Source organism: Promicromonospora sp. NPDC023805 (assembly GCF_040639635.1).
Lineage (GTDB): Bacteria > Actinomycetota > Actinomycetes > Actinomycetales > Cellulomonadaceae > Promicromonospora.
This window is the reverse complement of sequence record NZ_JBFAAH010000043.1, coordinates 15,761-30,125: the sequence shown is the minus strand read 5'-3', so window position 1 is coordinate 30,125 and position 14,365 is coordinate 15,761. Positions and strand designations below refer to the sequence as shown.

Below are 14,365 nucleotides of genomic sequence, written 5' to 3'. Positions count from 1 at the left end.
TGGGGCGGACCGGGTCGGGCGTCCCGGTGGCGCGGGGTCACACACCGGCCCGGGGGTGTGTTGCTCTGCGTAGACAGTGTCCACGCAGAGCAACACACCCCGGATCGGTACACGCTCCCCGCGCCGTCGCCCCTGCCGGGACCAGGGTCCCGGACCGCTCGGCCGGCGCGAAATTCAGTGCGAGTGGGTCAGCGAGCCGCGGAACCCTCGACGTAGTCCGAGTCGGACGGCTTGATCCACGAGAACATCTTGCGCAGCTCGCGGCCCGTCGTCTCGATCGGGTGCTGCTCGCCCTTGGCGCGCAGCTCCTTGAACTCGGGGGCGCCGGCGTCCTGGTCGGCGATGAACCGCTCCGCGAAGGCGCCGTTCTGGATGTCGGCCAGCACGGCCTTCATGTTCTCCTTGACGCTCGGGTCGATGACCCGCGGGCCGGAGACGTAGTCGCCGTACTCGGCGGTGTCGGAGACGGACCAGCGCTGCTTGGCGATGCCGCCCTCGACCATGAGGTCGACGATCAGCTTGAGCTCGTGCAGCACCTCGAAGTACGCGACCTCCGGCTGGTAGCCGGCCTCGGTCAGCGTCTCGAACCCGTACTGGACCAGCTGCGAGGCGCCGCCGCAGAGCACTGCCTGCTCACCGAACAGGTCGGTCTCGGTCTCCTCGGTGAACGTCGTCTTGATACCGCCGGCGCGCAGGCCACCGATGCCCTTGGCGTACGACAGGGCGAGCTCCCAGGCGGAGCCCGAGGCGTCCTGCTCTACGGCGACGATCACGGGCACGCCGCGGCCGTCGGCGAACTCGCGGCGCACGATGTGGCCCGGGCCCTTGGGGGCGACCATGAGCACGTCGTGGCCGGCCTCGGGCTTGATGTAGCCGTAACGGATGTTGAAGCCGTGCCCGAAGACGAGCGCCGCGCCCTCCTTGAGGTTCGGCGCGATGTCGTCGGCGTACACGTGCCGCTGCACCTGGTCGGGCGCGAGGATGACGACGACGTCGGCATCCCGGACGGCGTCCGGCACCGTCGCGACCGCGAGGCCCTCGTTCTCGGCCTTCTCGCGGGACGCCGAGCCCTCGCGCAGACCCACGGTCACCTGGGCGCCGGAGTCACGCAGGTTCAGGGCGTGCGCGTGACCCTGGCTGCCGTAGCCGATCACGGCAACCTTCTTCTGCTGGATGATCGACAGGTCGGCGTCATCGTCGTAGAACAGCTCAGCCACGGTTCTTGCTCCTCAATGTGATTTCTGGGATGGAAAGTAAGTCGGTAGGTCAGGCGGTCACGCGGTGCCTGTCGCCGCGTGAGACCGGCGTTCCGTTTCGGGCGGGTACCTCGTTCCTCGGTCCCCACCCTGCACTTCACTCTGGTCTCACGCGGACCGGACGGCGCGCTCGAACGCGCGGTCGGTGATGGAGCGGGCGCCCCGGCCGATGGCCAGGGTCCCGGACTTGACGATCTCACGGACGCCGTACGGTTCCAGCGCCGCGAGGAGGGAGTCGAGCTTCGCGGCGGGTCCGGTGGCCTCGATGACCACGGACTCCGGCACGACGTCGACGACGCGCGCCCGGAACATCTCGACGACCTCGAGCACCCCGGTACGGGTGGCGGCGTCGGCCCGCACCTTGACGAGCAGCAGCTCGCGGTGCACCGACGACTCGGGTTCGAGCTCGACGATCTTGATCACGTGGATCAGCTTGTTGAGCTGCTTCGTGACCTGTTCCAGGGGGTGCTCCTCGACGTCGACCACCACGGTGATGCGCGAGATCTCCTCGTGCTCCGTGGGGCCCACCGCCAGGGAGTGGATGTTGAACGCGCGCCGGGCGAACAGCCCGGCGACGCGCGTGAGCACGCCGGGCTTGTTCTCCACGAGCACGGACAGGGTGTGCCTCGACATGGGATTCAGTCCTCGCTCAGTCTTCTCGGTCCCACGCCGGCGAGATGCCGCGTGCGTACTGGATGTCGTCGTTGCTCACGCCGGCGGCGACCATGGGCCACACCATCGCGTCACGCGAGACGGTGAAGTCCACGACCACCGGGCGGTCGTCGATCTCGTTGGCCCGCTTGATCGCGGCGTCGACGTCGGAGGCGTGCTCCACGCGGATGCCCTCGCAGCCGTACGCGTCGGCGAGCTTCACGAAGTCCGGCACGCGCATGGTGCCGTGGCCGGTGTGCAGGTCGGTGTTGGAGTAGCGCGACTCGTAGAAGAGCGTCTGCCACTGCCGCACCATGCCCAGCGAGCTGTTGTTGATCACCGCGACCTTGATCGGGATGTCGTTGATCGTGCAGGTGGCGAGCTCCTGGTTGGTCATCTGGAAGCAGCCGTCGCCGTCGATCGCCCAGACCGTCCGGTCCGGCTGGCCGACCTTCGCACCCATCGCCGCGGGGACGGAGTAGCCCATCGTGCCGAGCCCGCCCGAGTTGATCCAGGTGTTGGGCCGCTCGTAGCTGATGAACTGGGCCGCCCACATCTGGTGCTGCCCCACGCCCGCGACGTAGATCCCGTCGGGTCCGGTCAGCTCGCCGAGCCGCTGGATCACATGCTGCGGCGAGAGGTTGCCGTCCTCCGGCTGGGTGTAGCCGCGGGGGTAGGTCCGGCGCCATTCGTCGAGCTGGTGCCACCAGCCCGCGACGTCGGGCTTGCCGTGCGCCTCGTGCTCCTTGGCCAGCTCGGGCAGCAGGTCGCCGATGACCTCGCGGAGGTCACCCACGATCGGGACGTCCGCCTCGCGGTTCTTGCCGATCTCCGCGGGGTCGATGTCCGCGTGGATGATCGCGGCCAGCGGGGCGAAGCTCGAGAGCTTGCCCGTCACGCGGTCGTCGAACCGGGCGCCCAGCGCGAAGACCAGGTCCGCCTTCTGCAGCGCCGCCACTGCGGGCACCGTGCCGTGCATGCCGGGCATGCCGAGGTGCTGCGGGTGGCTGTCCGGCACCGCGCCGCGGGCCATCAGGGTCGTCACGACGGGCGCCCCGGACAGGTCCACGAGCTTGCGCAGCAGGTCCGCCGCGCCGGACCGGATCACGCCACCGCCCACGTACAGCACGGGGCGCTTGGCGGTGGCCAGCAGCTTCGCGGCCTCCCGGATCTGCTTCGAGTGCGGCTTGGTCACCGGGTGGTAGCCGGGCAGCTGCAGCTCCTGCGGCCACGAGAACGTGGTGCGCGACTGCATCGCGGACTTCGAGATGTCCACGAGCACCGGTCCCGGCCGCCCCGTCGAGGCGATGTGGAACGCCTCTGCGATGGTGCGCGGGATGTCGGCCGGGTCGGTGACCAGGAAGTTGTGCTTGGTGATCGGCAGCGTGATGCCGACGATGTCGGCCTCCTGGAACGCGTCCGTCCCGATCGACGCGGAGGCGACCTGGCCGGTGATCGCGACGAGCGGGATCGAGTCCATGTGCGCGTCCGCGATCGGCGTCACCAGGTTGGTCGCGCCGGGGCCCGACGTCGCCATGGTCACCCCGACCCTGCCGGTCGCGTGGGCGTAGCCCGAGGCCGCGTGGCCGCCGCCCTGCTCGTGCCGCACGAGGATGTGGCGGAGCTTGGCGGAGTCCATCAGCGGGTCGTAGAGAGGCAGGATCGCGCCACCCGGGATGCCGAAGACGGTGTCGACACCGACCTCCTCGAGCGAGCGGACGATGGACTGCGCACCCGTGACTTCCTCCGGACCGACGCGAGGCGTAGCGGCCTCGGGCTCGGCCTTGCCGCTAACCACGCGGGACCGAAGCTCGGTGCGCACCTGGTCACGCGCCTCGGCGCGCGCAGCGATCTGTGCGGGTGTCGGTGTGCCGGTCATACGGATCTCCTGCCGTCGCGCCCCGTCCTGGGGCGAAAGCGAGCGTTCGTGACAACAAAAAAACCCCGGGTCCTTGGGGAGCAAGGACTGCCAGGGTGAGCGCGCGGACGATGCCTGTGCTGGGCTTAGGCCGCGCGCTCAGGAAGTACTACAAGAATGATCGTCTGCACGTGACGCACGTTACGCCGAATCTGCGGCGATGTCACTCAGCGGGCCGATGGTCCCACGATCCGAGACAACAAGGGTCTTCAGCCGCAGGATCCCGCGCCTCGGCGGCGCATCGGCAAGGCAGTCAGGGTACGTCCCGGTGCCGGAACGCCACCCAGCCGAGGACGGTCAGCACCGCCGTGACCCCCAGCAGCAGGAGCGCACTGTGCACGAGCGGGACGGCGAGCAGCCCGTCCCCGGCCAGGACGTCCGGCCCGCCGCGAACCCATCCGCCCGCGTTCGCGACCAAGAACCAATCCCGGCCCCTGGTCGCCGTGCTCAGGACCGTCTCCTCGACCAGGAACCACGCCGCGACGAGCGGGACCGCCACCCACCAGCGTCGCACCAGCACCCCCAGCGCGGCACCGCCGGCCGCTGCGCAGGCCGCGAGCGCGAGCACCCGCACGCCGCTCCACGTGAGCGCGAGCGCCAGGTCGACCGGCGGCCCGCCGAGCGCTCCCGCGCGAGCCTGCACCCCGTACACGCCCGCCGCCAGCAGCGCGTACGCCGCGGCCACGCCTGGCAGGACCGCCAGCGCCGCGGCCGCCACCTTGCTCCAGTACACGCGCCCCCTGCGTGGTTCGACGGTCAGCAGGGCCCGCGTACCGCCCGACGCCGCGTCCCCCGTCACGAGCAGCACGCCCGCCGCGCAGGCCAGGAACACCGACGTCATCGAGTAGAACGAGATCTGGCCCTGGCCCAGCATCGCGGCGAGCGTCGAGGCATCAGCCTCGAACGCCGTCAGCACGACCGCCAGCGCCACGTGCGCCAGCATCCCCGCGGCGATCCAGCGGATCGCCGGCCGCACGCCGAACCGCCGCAGCTCCGCCCACACCAGGCCCGTCATCGGTTTCCTCTCGAGTGCTGCGACTTCGGGGTGCCGGGTTTGGCGGTGCCTGGCTCTTCAACGCTCGGCCTCGGCTTGGGGGCGCTGGACTTCGGGACGCTCGGCTTAGGGCCGCTCGGCCTAGGGGCGCTCGGCTCTTCTGCTTTCGGCTTGGATTTCGGGGCGCTCGGCTTGGGCGCGTCCGGCTTCGCCGCCGCTTCCTTGTCGGTCTTGCGCTGCTCAGCCGCCTTCCTGCGATCAGCGACCTGCCGTTCGGCGGCCTTGCGGGCGGCCCGCTCCTCCGCACGGCTGACGACCTTCGGCGCGGGTGCCACGACCGGCCGCAGCCGCCCCACGACGGCCGCCAGGTCCTCGCGCAGCGGAACCAGCTCGCTCACGAAGAGCTTCTGCTTCGCGAGCGCCCTGGTGATGTCCGCCGGCTCGGTGACGCCGTCGACGTGCAGCGTCCCGCCGTCGGCGGTGCTGACCCGGACCTTGAACCCGGCGGCGCGCAGGACCGTCGCGGCCGTTGCCGGCTCGTCGAGGCGGACCCGGACGCTCACCTCGGCGTCCCCCAGGAGGTCCGCCACCGTGCCCTGTGCGAGGACACGTCCGTCGTCGAGCACCGTCACCGTGTCCGCGATCTGCTGCGCCTCGGTCAGGACGCCGGTCGCGACCAGCACCGTCCTGCCCTGGTCGGCGAGGTGCCGCAGGGCCTGCCGGATCTCGCGGGTGCCGACGGCGTCGAGCCCGGCGCTCGGCTCGTCGACGACGAGCAGGTCGGGGTCGCCCAGGAGCGCGGCGGCGAGCGCGAGGCGGCGTCCCTCGTCGGCCGAGTACGTGCTGTAGGCCGCCTTGGCACGGTCGGTGAGGAGTACCCGCGCGAGCACCTCGTCCACCCGGGCGCGCGGTACCCCGGCTGCGCTCGCGAGGAGAGCCAGGTTGCGGCGTCCGCTCAGGCTGCCGTGAAACCCGGCGCTGCCGACGACGGCGCCGATCCGGCCGGCGAGGTCGGGCAGGCCTTCAGGTACGGGTACGCCGAAGATCTTGATGGCGCCGCCGTCGGCGTGCGCCAGGCCGGTGAGGAGGCGCAGCGTCGTGGTCCTGCCCGACCTCGGCAGGCCCAGCAGCGCGTGGACGCCTCCGGTCGGCACACGGAGGTCCAGGCCTTCGACGCCGACGACTCGTCCCCGCAGCGACCGGTAGGACTTGCGCAGGCCGAGCGTCTCGACCGCGGTGTCGCTCCCTGGCATCACCCGCACAGGGTAGGGCATTCCGGACAGCCAGCCACCAGCGGGCCGAGGAGGCGGTTACCAGCTCATCGCGCCGTGCAGCGACGTCGGTGCCGGGTCGACGCCGAGCCGCTCGCGCAGCACCGTGAGGTCGTAGGTGCGCTCCATCGCGAGGTGGCTGATCGCGTACCGCGACAGGCGTGGCTCGCGTCCCGTCCAGCGGGACACCCGTTCGCCGGCCCAGGCCAGGGCGTTGGCGAGCCGGACCGGGATGTCCACGACCTGCACGGGCCGGAACCTGGCGAACATCAGCAGCTCGAGCGTCTCGTGGAGGTCGACGGGCCGGGCGTCCGCCACGTTGGCCACGAGCGGCCGTCCGGCGGCTGCCTCGGGCTCGACGTCGGCGACCAGCGCCGCGCGGATCGCCAGCACCAGGGTGTCGACGTGCGTGAGGTGCTGACGCACCTTGCCCCCACCGGGAATCGGCAGCCACCCGCCTACCGCCGCCGACTCGAGGCGCGGCAGCAGGGTCGTGTCGCCGGGGCCGTAGACCGCGTGCGGCCGCAGGACGATCACGGGACCGCGGTCCCCGCGTGCGGCGTCGGCGGTCAGGTACCGCTCCGCGGCCGCCTTGGTGGAGCCGTAGGCGTTGACGTAGCCGCGTACCGGGGCCTCCCCCTCGGTCACCGCGACGCTCGGGGTGCGGGGGTCGTACACGCTGCCGGAGGACACGTGCACGAACCGCGCCTCGGGGAACGACTCGCGCACCGCGCGGGTGCCCTCGACGTTGACCACCCAGGCGCGGGCATGGCTGCCGCCGTCTCGCACCGCGGCACCGCAGTGCACGACGGCGTCGACGTGCTCCGGCCGGTCCTCCTTGGCCAGCGGCCCGTCCCGGAGGTCCCAGACCTGGTGCGCGACCTGATGCGGCGAGCCGACGGGCAGGCACGGAACCCGGCGCGAGAACGCGATCACCTCATGTCCACGCGCCGCCAGATCGCGAACCACAGCACCACCAACAAAACCAGACGAACCGGTCACCGCCACCCTCATGCGCGCACTGTACCGGTCAGCGGTGAAACCAAGTTGACCAGTGCACGACGATCAGGCTTCCGGGACCGGCCCGCGACCGGCACGTACGTCGCCTCGACGACCAGGTCGGGCAGCGCACCGTGGTCCAGGACCTGCGCCACCTGGTCGGCGACCGCCCGGGCCAGCTCGGTACCCGTCCGGACCACCGGGGCGCCCGCCTCCCGGGTGCCGCCCTCGGCCGTCACTCCCTCGGCCGTCACGACAAGAACCACCCGCTCGTCGCCGTCGGGCACCGGAACGCCGACCAGCACGGCGTCGGCGACGCCCGGCAGCTCTCGCAGCCGGGGCTCGAACAGACCCGGGTAGATGTTCACCGTCCCGCGGATGATCATGTCCCGGTTACGGCCGACGAGCACGATCCGCCCCTCGGCGTCCTGATAGGCGAGGTCGCCGGTGCGGTGCTCGACCGCCCGTGCCCCGCCCGCGTCGAGGTCGGAGAGATACCCGGCCATCAGGGACGGTCCCGTCAGCACGAGCTCGCCCACCTCGTGCTCGTCGTCCGGGTCGACGGAGTCCGTAGGGGTCTCCGAGTCCTCCGGGTCCCGCGCCGCCGCCGTGTCGATCCGCACGCCTATGCCACCCAGCGGCCGGCCGACGAGATCCCCCGCAGCGACGGCCGCGATCTTCTCGTCCGCATCGGTCACCGCCGCCGGCAGGATCTCGGTAGCGCCGTACACGGCGAGCCAGCGCGTACCCGGCAGGACACGACGGCCACGTTCGAGCAGCGCGACGGTAACGGGCGCCGCACCGACCGCGAGCACGGCCGGACCCGCTGCGCTCGCGGCGGGCCCCGCGAAGCTCCCCGCTTCGCTCCCGGCTTCCAGGACGTCGAGCAGCGCGGTCACGTCGGCGGGCACGAGGAACGAGGAGTCCGCCCCCGCGACCCCGCGCGCGAACGCCTCCGGCGCATCTTTCGGGGCCCTCGCGGGGATCTCCCACGTACCGCCCGCGATGATCGCGGGCAGCCCGAGGAACATCTGGTCCGTATGCGCCCGCTGCCCGGGTTTCAGGTCCCCGACCTGCGCGAACAGGTCAAGCATCCCGCCGAGCGTGCGTGCGGTGTGCACCACCGCCTTCGGGTCCGACGTCGTCCCGGACGTGAAGACGACCAGCGCCTCGCCGTCCGCCTCCGCCACCTCCTCCGAGGCCCGAACCGTCCCGGGAACCGCCCGCCCCAGCCGCGCCACGCGGTGCGCGCCACGCGGCACACCGGGGAGCCACCGGCCGGTGTACAGGTGCCGCACCGGCAGCTGCCCGTAGTCCGGGAGCAGCAGGCCGCGAGACCGCGCGATCCCCCGCAACGGACCCGACGACGCCGCGTACAGCAACGCCTCCGTCGCGGCCCAGCGTGGCCTCGCCGCCGCGATCCGCGCCGCGAACAGCTCCGGCGTCGAACCCGGATCCACGAACACCACAGCGCCACCCGCACGCAGGACCGCGAGGCACAGGACCACACCCTCCGGGCGGGGCCGGATGCTGAACAGCACGCGGTCGCCGGGCTCCATGCCCTGCGCTCGCAGCGCGGCCGCCGTCCGCTCCACCCGTTCGGCGAGGCCGCCGAACGTCACCTCCTCGCGCACACGCCCGCCGGCGCGGCCACCGAACCAGCGGAGCGCGACGACGTCGGGCGTGCTCCGCGCGACGTCCAGCAGCTCATCGACGAGGTGCTTCACGACGCCTCCCGCGTCCAGGTCGACGTCGGGACCGGGCTCGCGGCACCGTCCGCACCCCGCAGGCTGACCTCCAGCGAGCTGTACGCGGGGACCAGCACGCCGCGTGCGGCGCGGCGTCGTCCCACCACCGGCACACGCCCGTCCGACGCCGCCGCCGCTAGCGCGTCGAGCACCGCGTCGACCTGCGCCATCGCGAGCGGCATGCCGAGGCAGAAGTGCGGGCCCGCCCCGAACCAGAGGTGCCGCACCGCGGCTTCGATCGGCCGGTCGGGATCGAAGCCGCCGCCCGCCCGGCAGCAGTTCACGGTGGCGATCACCACGCGGTCCCCTGCGGTGACCGGCACGCCGCCCACCGACGTGTCGGCCCGCACCGAACGCAGCATCGCGGGGGTCGGCACGGTGACACGCAGCGCCTCCTCGACGGCGCGCCTCCGCAGCTGCGCGTCGTCGGCCAGCAGGCGCTGGGTCCATCCGGTGTCGTGCGCGATGGCCACGAGCCGTGGCACCAGCGACTGGATGGTCTCCGTCCCGGTGAGCACGAACGCCCCGACGGCGCCCATCGCCTCCCGCTCGGACAGCCCCAGGTCGCGCATCCGCCCGGGGACCGTCGCGGGGTCGCCGGCGCGGTAGGCCGCTCGCGCGGGCGCGGTGAGCCGCTCGAGCACGGTGCGCGCCTGCGCCACCTGGGACCGGGTGAGCCCGTGCCTGTGCAGCCGCACCATCCCGGTGATCGTCTGGGCGGCGGCCATCGACGAGCGCACCGCCTCGTCGGTCGGCGGCAGCCCCACCATCCCGCAGATCACCGCACCGGCCTGTGCGCCGACCGTCGTCGCCAGGTCCACGGTCTCCCCCGCGGCGAGCCGTCGCGTGAGGTCGGGCAGCACGCCCGCGCCGCGGTCGCCGTCCGCGGCCACGAGCTCGCGGACCGCCCGGGGCGAGAACAGCGGCCCGAGCGCGCGCCGCAGCGCGGCGTGCTCGGCGCCCTCCATGTTGAGCAGCACCGACGGTCCGAGCACCGGCGTCCACAGGTCCGACGGCGCCCCCGGGCCCACCTTCGAGAAGTTGTACAGGTCGAGCAGCACCTCGCGGGCGAGCTCCGCGTCGCTCACCACCACCCCGATGCGGGGCACGCGCACCACCGGCCGGTCCCGCAACGACCGTAGCGCCGGGTACGCGAGAGGATGCGCGGCGCGCTGCACCCGCTCCTCCCAGAAGGACTCGGGCGAGGCCCAGCCGTGGCCCTGTGCGGTGACGACCGGTGGACGGCGGTCGACCACAGCAGCCGCTGCCAAGGAAGGCTTCGTCGTGGCAGCGGCCGCTGTGGTCAGCAACGGCTCGACGCCTGGCACACTTTTCGGGGCCGACGGCGGAGCCTCGCCACTGGGCTCCCGGAGCGCGGCCCTCATCGGATGTCCACTATCTCGGGGCGGTAGCGGTGGTCGGCGTACCAGCCGAGCGTGCGCACCAGTCCCCAGGCGTGCACGCGGCGCGTCGAGGCGCGCACCCACACCGTGCGGTGCTCGGCGTACCGCGTCGTCAGCCGCCGTACCGCGTTGACCAGCGCGCGGTCCTCGTGCAGGTCCTCGATCCGGGTGCGCGGGAACCCGCCCGCCCGCTCGTACAGGGACGCGGTGATCGCCATGTTGCAGCCGGGCGCCATCACGTACGGCCCGAGGTACTCCTCGTCCTGGTTCCCCGGGCGGACCTTGCCGAACGTGCTCGACGCCCACAGCGCGAACGACAGCACGCCCTGCTGGAACCGCGACACGGGCACGTCGTCGTCGCGCGGGACGAGCCGGCCGGCGACGAGCTCGTCGCCCGACGCGAACGCCTCCCGTACCGCGCTCGTCCACCCGGGCGGCGGCAGGCAGTCGGCGTCCGTCCGGGCCAGCAGCTCGGCGCCGAGCGCGATGGCCGCGCGCATACCGGTGTCCGCGGCGGCGCCGGTCCCCTTCTGGTCCTCGGTCACTACCTGCCAGCGCAGCCGTCCCCAGTCGGCTATCGCCTTGCGCACGACGTCGGGCGTGCCGTCGGTGGACCCGTTGTCCACGACCACGAGGTCGAAGTCGTCGTCCTCCTGCGCGTGCAGCGCCTCGAGCGTGCGCAGGATCCCGTGCTCGTGCGCCTCGTTCAGCGCGGGCACGACGACGGCGAGCCGCGGGCGCCCCGCCACCGGGCCGAGCTGCAGGGCTCGCTCCGCGCCTTCGCTACGCTCCGCTCCCGGCGCATGCCTCGTTCCTCGGCCTGCACCGTCCGCTGCACTCCGCATGCGGCGCGGGGTCACCACCGGACCACCATCGCGCCCATGCTGATCCCGCCGGCCAGGCCGAGCAGCAGCACGACGTCGCCGCGCCGCAGTCGGCCGGACTCCAGCGCGGTGGCCAGCTGCAGCGGCAGCGTCGCCGAGGCGATGTTGCCGTGGTCGGCCACCGTGAGGATCGTGCGGTCGGCCGGTACGCCGAGCGCCCGGTGCACGTCCGCGAGGTACGCGACCGCCACCTGGTGCACGGCGATGAGGCTGACGTCGTCGATGGTCACGCCCGCGGCGGCGAGCGCCTGCTCGACGGGGCCCGGACCGAAGGCGACGAAGGCCTCGCGCAGTCGCGAGCCGTCGATCTCGAAGTAGCTGCGCTCGGGGTCGCGCGGGTTCACCGTGCCGCCGCCCGGGAGCATGCCGACGTCCCAGTGCTGCGACTCGGCGGCGAACACCGAGGCGAGGATCCCCGACGGCCTGCCCACGGGCTCGACGAGCCCCGCGAGCTCGGCCGCCAGGTCGTCCTCGAAGCCGTCCTGGAACGTGTCGCCGCGCCGGTGCGCGGCGCCTGGCCCGAAGCCGGGCACGATCCCGGCGCCGGTCGCCTCGACGAGCACCGCCGCCCCGGCGTCGGACATCGTGTAGCCGGCAGCGGACATCGCGTACGTGCTGCGGTCGGGCACGTCCCAGCGCACCCCGCGCGTGGGCATCTCGCCGCACGCGACGAGCACGCGGCGGTACCGGCCGGTGCCGATGAGCGCCTCGGCCACCTCGATGCCGTTGAGCACCGAGTTGCAGGCGTTCTTGACGTCCATGACCGGTGCGCGGACGCCGAGCTTGGCGGCAGTGATGTGGCTGGTCGCCGGCTCGATCATGTCCTGCGTGGCGGACGCGAAGATCAGGAGGTCGACGTCGTCCGGCCGCAGGCCCGCACGGTCCAGGACCTTTCGGGAGGCGGCGACGGCGAGGTCCGACGCCTGCTGGTCGTCGTCGGCCACGTGGATGCGGCGCACTCCCGTCAGGCGCGAGACCATCGGGATGCGGGGCGCGACCTTCGGATTCCTGCGGTGCAGCTCACGCTCGGCCTCGGCCACGTCGCGCGTGCGCTCGGGCAGGTGCACCGCGACGCCGGCGATGCGGGCGACGGGGCGCGGGGGCAGCCGGGGCGACGCGGAGGGCTCAGCAGGTCGAGTAGGTGCCGGGTTCAGCACGGCGGCCGGTTCGGGAAGCACCCGCGACACAGTAGGGCACGCCCATAACGTGCCGATGACGGCTAGACGTATTAACGTCTAGGTATGCGATCGACAGCGGCAGCGGCGAGTCATGACACGACAGATGCGCGTTGCTACCGTGGTGCCATGACCGAGCTCCCCGACTGGATGCGCCCTCCGCGCCCGGAGGGTTGGCTCGCCGAGGACCTGGACAACCTGCCGGACGCTCCACGCCACACCGAGCTGATCGACGGAGCCCTCGTCTTCATGATGTCCCCTCAACGCCGCTGGCACAGCAGCGTCATCTTCGCCCTGCGGACCCACCTCACGCGCCAGGCGCCGGACGGAATCGTCACCGACAGCGAGATGACCGTCCGCCTCGACAAGCACAACCGCCCCGAGCCCGACCTGATCGCATCGACGTCGCCGATCGACGACGATGCCACCTGCTACGAGGCCAAGGACGTCGTCCTGGCGGTCGAGGTGGTCTCCCCGGAGTCGGAGCACCGCGACACGGTGGTGAAGCCACACAAGTACGCCGAGGCAGGTATCCGCCATTTCTGGCGGGTCGAAGACGTCGACTCGGTCACCACGATCCATGTCTACGAGCTCGACGACCTGACCACTACCTACGTCCCGACCGGAATCTTCCGGGACACCCTCAAGGTCGACCTGCCGTTCCCGATCGAGCTGGACGTTCAAAGCCTGCACGGCTGAGTGACCGGACCGGTACCGCGCCGGATCCACTCGCCCATAGGGTGACGGCCGTGATCCCTACCCTCCCGACCACCCGGCACGAGCTGGGCCTCCTCTACCGCGCCCGGCCCGCGATGGCCGGACTCCTCCTGGCCGGTACGGCCGCCCAGGGGGCACCCCTCGGCGGCTCACCGGTTCGCAAGGTGCCCGGCATCGGGTGGGTCACGGCAGACTCGGTGGTGGCCCGCACGGTCCTCCGCGACCACCGTTCGTTCACGATCCTCGGTGAGGGCGGCGTCGGGAACCTGTGGGCCCAGATCCTCGGCGACTGGGTGCTCGACCTGTTCGACGGCGCCGGGCACCACGACCTGCGTACCCGCACGCGCGAGCTGTTCACGGAGGCGGTCTCGCGTGATCTCGTGAGCGCCGCCTGGGACGACCGGATCGCCGCAGCGGGCGAGGTGCTGCGCTCGGGCGGCACGCTGGACGTCGCGCACCTCTCCCGCGTCCTGGTGGGCCGCATGGTCATCTGCCTGCTGGGCATCCCTCGGCCCGCCGGGCACGGCGGGTCCTGGCCCGACGACGAGGGCGCGCTGCGGATCTTCGAGACCGGCGAGCGCCTGGCCTCCGTGGCCCTCGGCACCGCTGGATCGACGATCCTGACGCCGGCCCAGGTGGCTACCGCGCAGGGCATCGTCGCCGAGCTGAACGCGGGGATCCCCGACGGCTGGCGGGACGCACCGCCGGACACCCTGCTCGGCCGGTGCCGGGAGCTCGGCCTCGGGCTCACCGAGACGTCCGGCCTGGCGTCGCTCCTCATGGTCGCAGGCACCGAGACCGCCGCGAGCGCCATGGGCCGGATCACCGCCCTGCTGATCGACACGGGTGAGCAGCATCGGATGCTCGCGGCGATCCGTGCGGGGGCGGAGCCTGGTTCGGCGGTTCCGAAACCCGTGGTCGAAGGGGACGACGCGCGCGCGGCCGGGCTCCTGAACCCCGGGGAGTCGGACCCGGTCGAGAACGTGGTGCGCGAGGGGCTGCGGGTGACGAGCCCGGCATCGGTGATCGGCAGAGGCGTGGCGGCCGACGTCGAGGTGGGCGGCGCGCAGTTGCGTGCCGGCGAGCGGATCATGCTGCTGGTGTGGTCGGCGAATGCCGCCGCCGGGCCGTTCCGCGCCGACCGCCCGTACGTGCGCGAGTCCCGCCAGCTCTGGTTCGGCGCCGGTCGGCACCTGTGCCTGGGCGCCGCACTGGCCCGGGCCGAGATCGGCACCCTGCTGCGGATGCTGTGGTCGGAGGACCGGCCGCTGCGCGTCGTCCGCCGTCGGGCGGCCCGGGGCGTGCTGATCCCCGCCTGGTCGGAGCTGCTCGTCACCCGCACCTGACCA

The 14,365-nt window shown here is 72.6% G+C and carries 12 protein-coding genes; 2 read left to right on the top strand and 10 right to left on the bottom strand.

Translation table 11 applies throughout. From position 1 onward, the window contains the following. Nucleotides 1-188: 188 nt before the first annotated feature. From ilvC to AB0F70_RS26295, 10 genes are all read right to left on the bottom strand, one after another. Nucleotides 189-1,217, bottom strand: coding sequence for a ketol-acid reductoisomerase (gene ilvC / locus AB0F70_RS26340; RefSeq protein WP_357455886.1), 1,029 nt, complete (start codon nt 1,215-1,217; stop codon nt 189-191). Between the two features lie 147 nt (nt 1,218-1,364). After that, a complete protein-coding gene (ilvN, locus tag AB0F70_RS26335; RefSeq protein ID WP_116676587.1) occupies nt 1,365-1,889 on the bottom strand; it encodes an acetolactate synthase small subunit in 525 nt (174 codons plus the stop codon). Nucleotides 1,890-1,905: 16 nt separating this feature from the next. Next, nucleotides 1,906-3,786, bottom strand: coding sequence for an acetolactate synthase large subunit (locus AB0F70_RS26330; protein WP_357455882.1), 1,881 nt, complete (start codon nt 3,784-3,786; stop codon nt 1,906-1,908). A gap of 292 nt (nt 3,787-4,078) precedes the next feature. Beyond that, nucleotides 4,079-4,840 carry a hypothetical protein gene (locus AB0F70_RS26325; protein ID WP_357455879.1) on the bottom strand — a complete coding sequence of 254 codons (762 nt, stop codon included), beginning with the start codon at nt 4,838-4,840 and terminating at the stop codon, nt 4,079-4,081. After that, nucleotides 4,837-6,072: an ATP-binding cassette domain-containing protein gene (locus tag AB0F70_RS26320; RefSeq protein ID WP_357455889.1), complete on the bottom strand. Its 1,236-nt coding sequence runs from the start codon at nt 6,070-6,072 to the stop codon at nt 4,837-4,839. The genes AB0F70_RS26325 and AB0F70_RS26320 overlap by 4 nt, the downstream gene beginning before the upstream one ends. 57 nt (nt 6,073-6,129) lie before the next feature. Next, nucleotides 6,130-7,104 (bottom strand): NAD-dependent epimerase/dehydratase family protein, encoded by a 975-nt coding sequence (locus AB0F70_RS26315; RefSeq protein ID WP_357455876.1) that lies wholly within the window; start codon nt 7,102-7,104, stop codon nt 6,130-6,132. Then, on the bottom strand, nt 7,101-8,816 hold the full coding sequence (locus AB0F70_RS26310; protein WP_357455873.1) for a class I adenylate-forming enzyme family protein: 1,716 nt from the start codon (nt 8,814-8,816) through the stop codon (nt 7,101-7,103). Before AB0F70_RS26310 ends, AB0F70_RS26315 begins: the two co-directional genes overlap by 4 nt. Beyond that, complete coding sequence (locus tag AB0F70_RS26305) at nt 8,813-10,108, bottom strand: cytochrome P450 (RefSeq protein ID WP_357455870.1); 1,296 nt, start codon at nt 10,106-10,108, stop codon at nt 8,813-8,815. Before AB0F70_RS26305 ends, AB0F70_RS26310 begins: the two co-directional genes overlap by 4 nt. Nucleotides 10,109-10,218: 110 nt before the next feature. Next, nucleotides 10,219-10,989: a glycosyltransferase gene (locus AB0F70_RS26300; protein WP_357455867.1), complete on the bottom strand. Its 771-nt coding sequence runs from the start codon at nt 10,987-10,989 to the stop codon at nt 10,219-10,221. Between the two features lie 107 nt (nt 10,990-11,096). Next, complete coding sequence (locus tag AB0F70_RS26295) at nt 11,097-12,302, bottom strand: ketoacyl-ACP synthase III (protein ID WP_357455864.1); 1,206 nt, start codon at nt 12,300-12,302, stop codon at nt 11,097-11,099. A gap of 126 nt (nt 12,303-12,428) precedes the next feature. Between AB0F70_RS26295 and AB0F70_RS26290 the strand changes: the two genes are divergently transcribed. Further along, complete coding sequence (locus tag AB0F70_RS26290; protein WP_357455861.1) at nt 12,429-12,998, top strand: Uma2 family endonuclease; 570 nt, start codon at nt 12,429-12,431, stop codon at nt 12,996-12,998. A 50-nt stretch (nt 12,999-13,048) separates the two neighbouring features. Further along, the gene (locus AB0F70_RS26285; RefSeq protein ID WP_357455858.1) at nt 13,049-14,362 is read left to right on the top strand and encodes a cytochrome P450; all 1,314 of its coding nucleotides are present in this window, start codon (nt 13,049-13,051) and stop codon (nt 14,360-14,362) included. Nucleotides 14,363-14,365 lie beyond the last annotated feature (3 nt).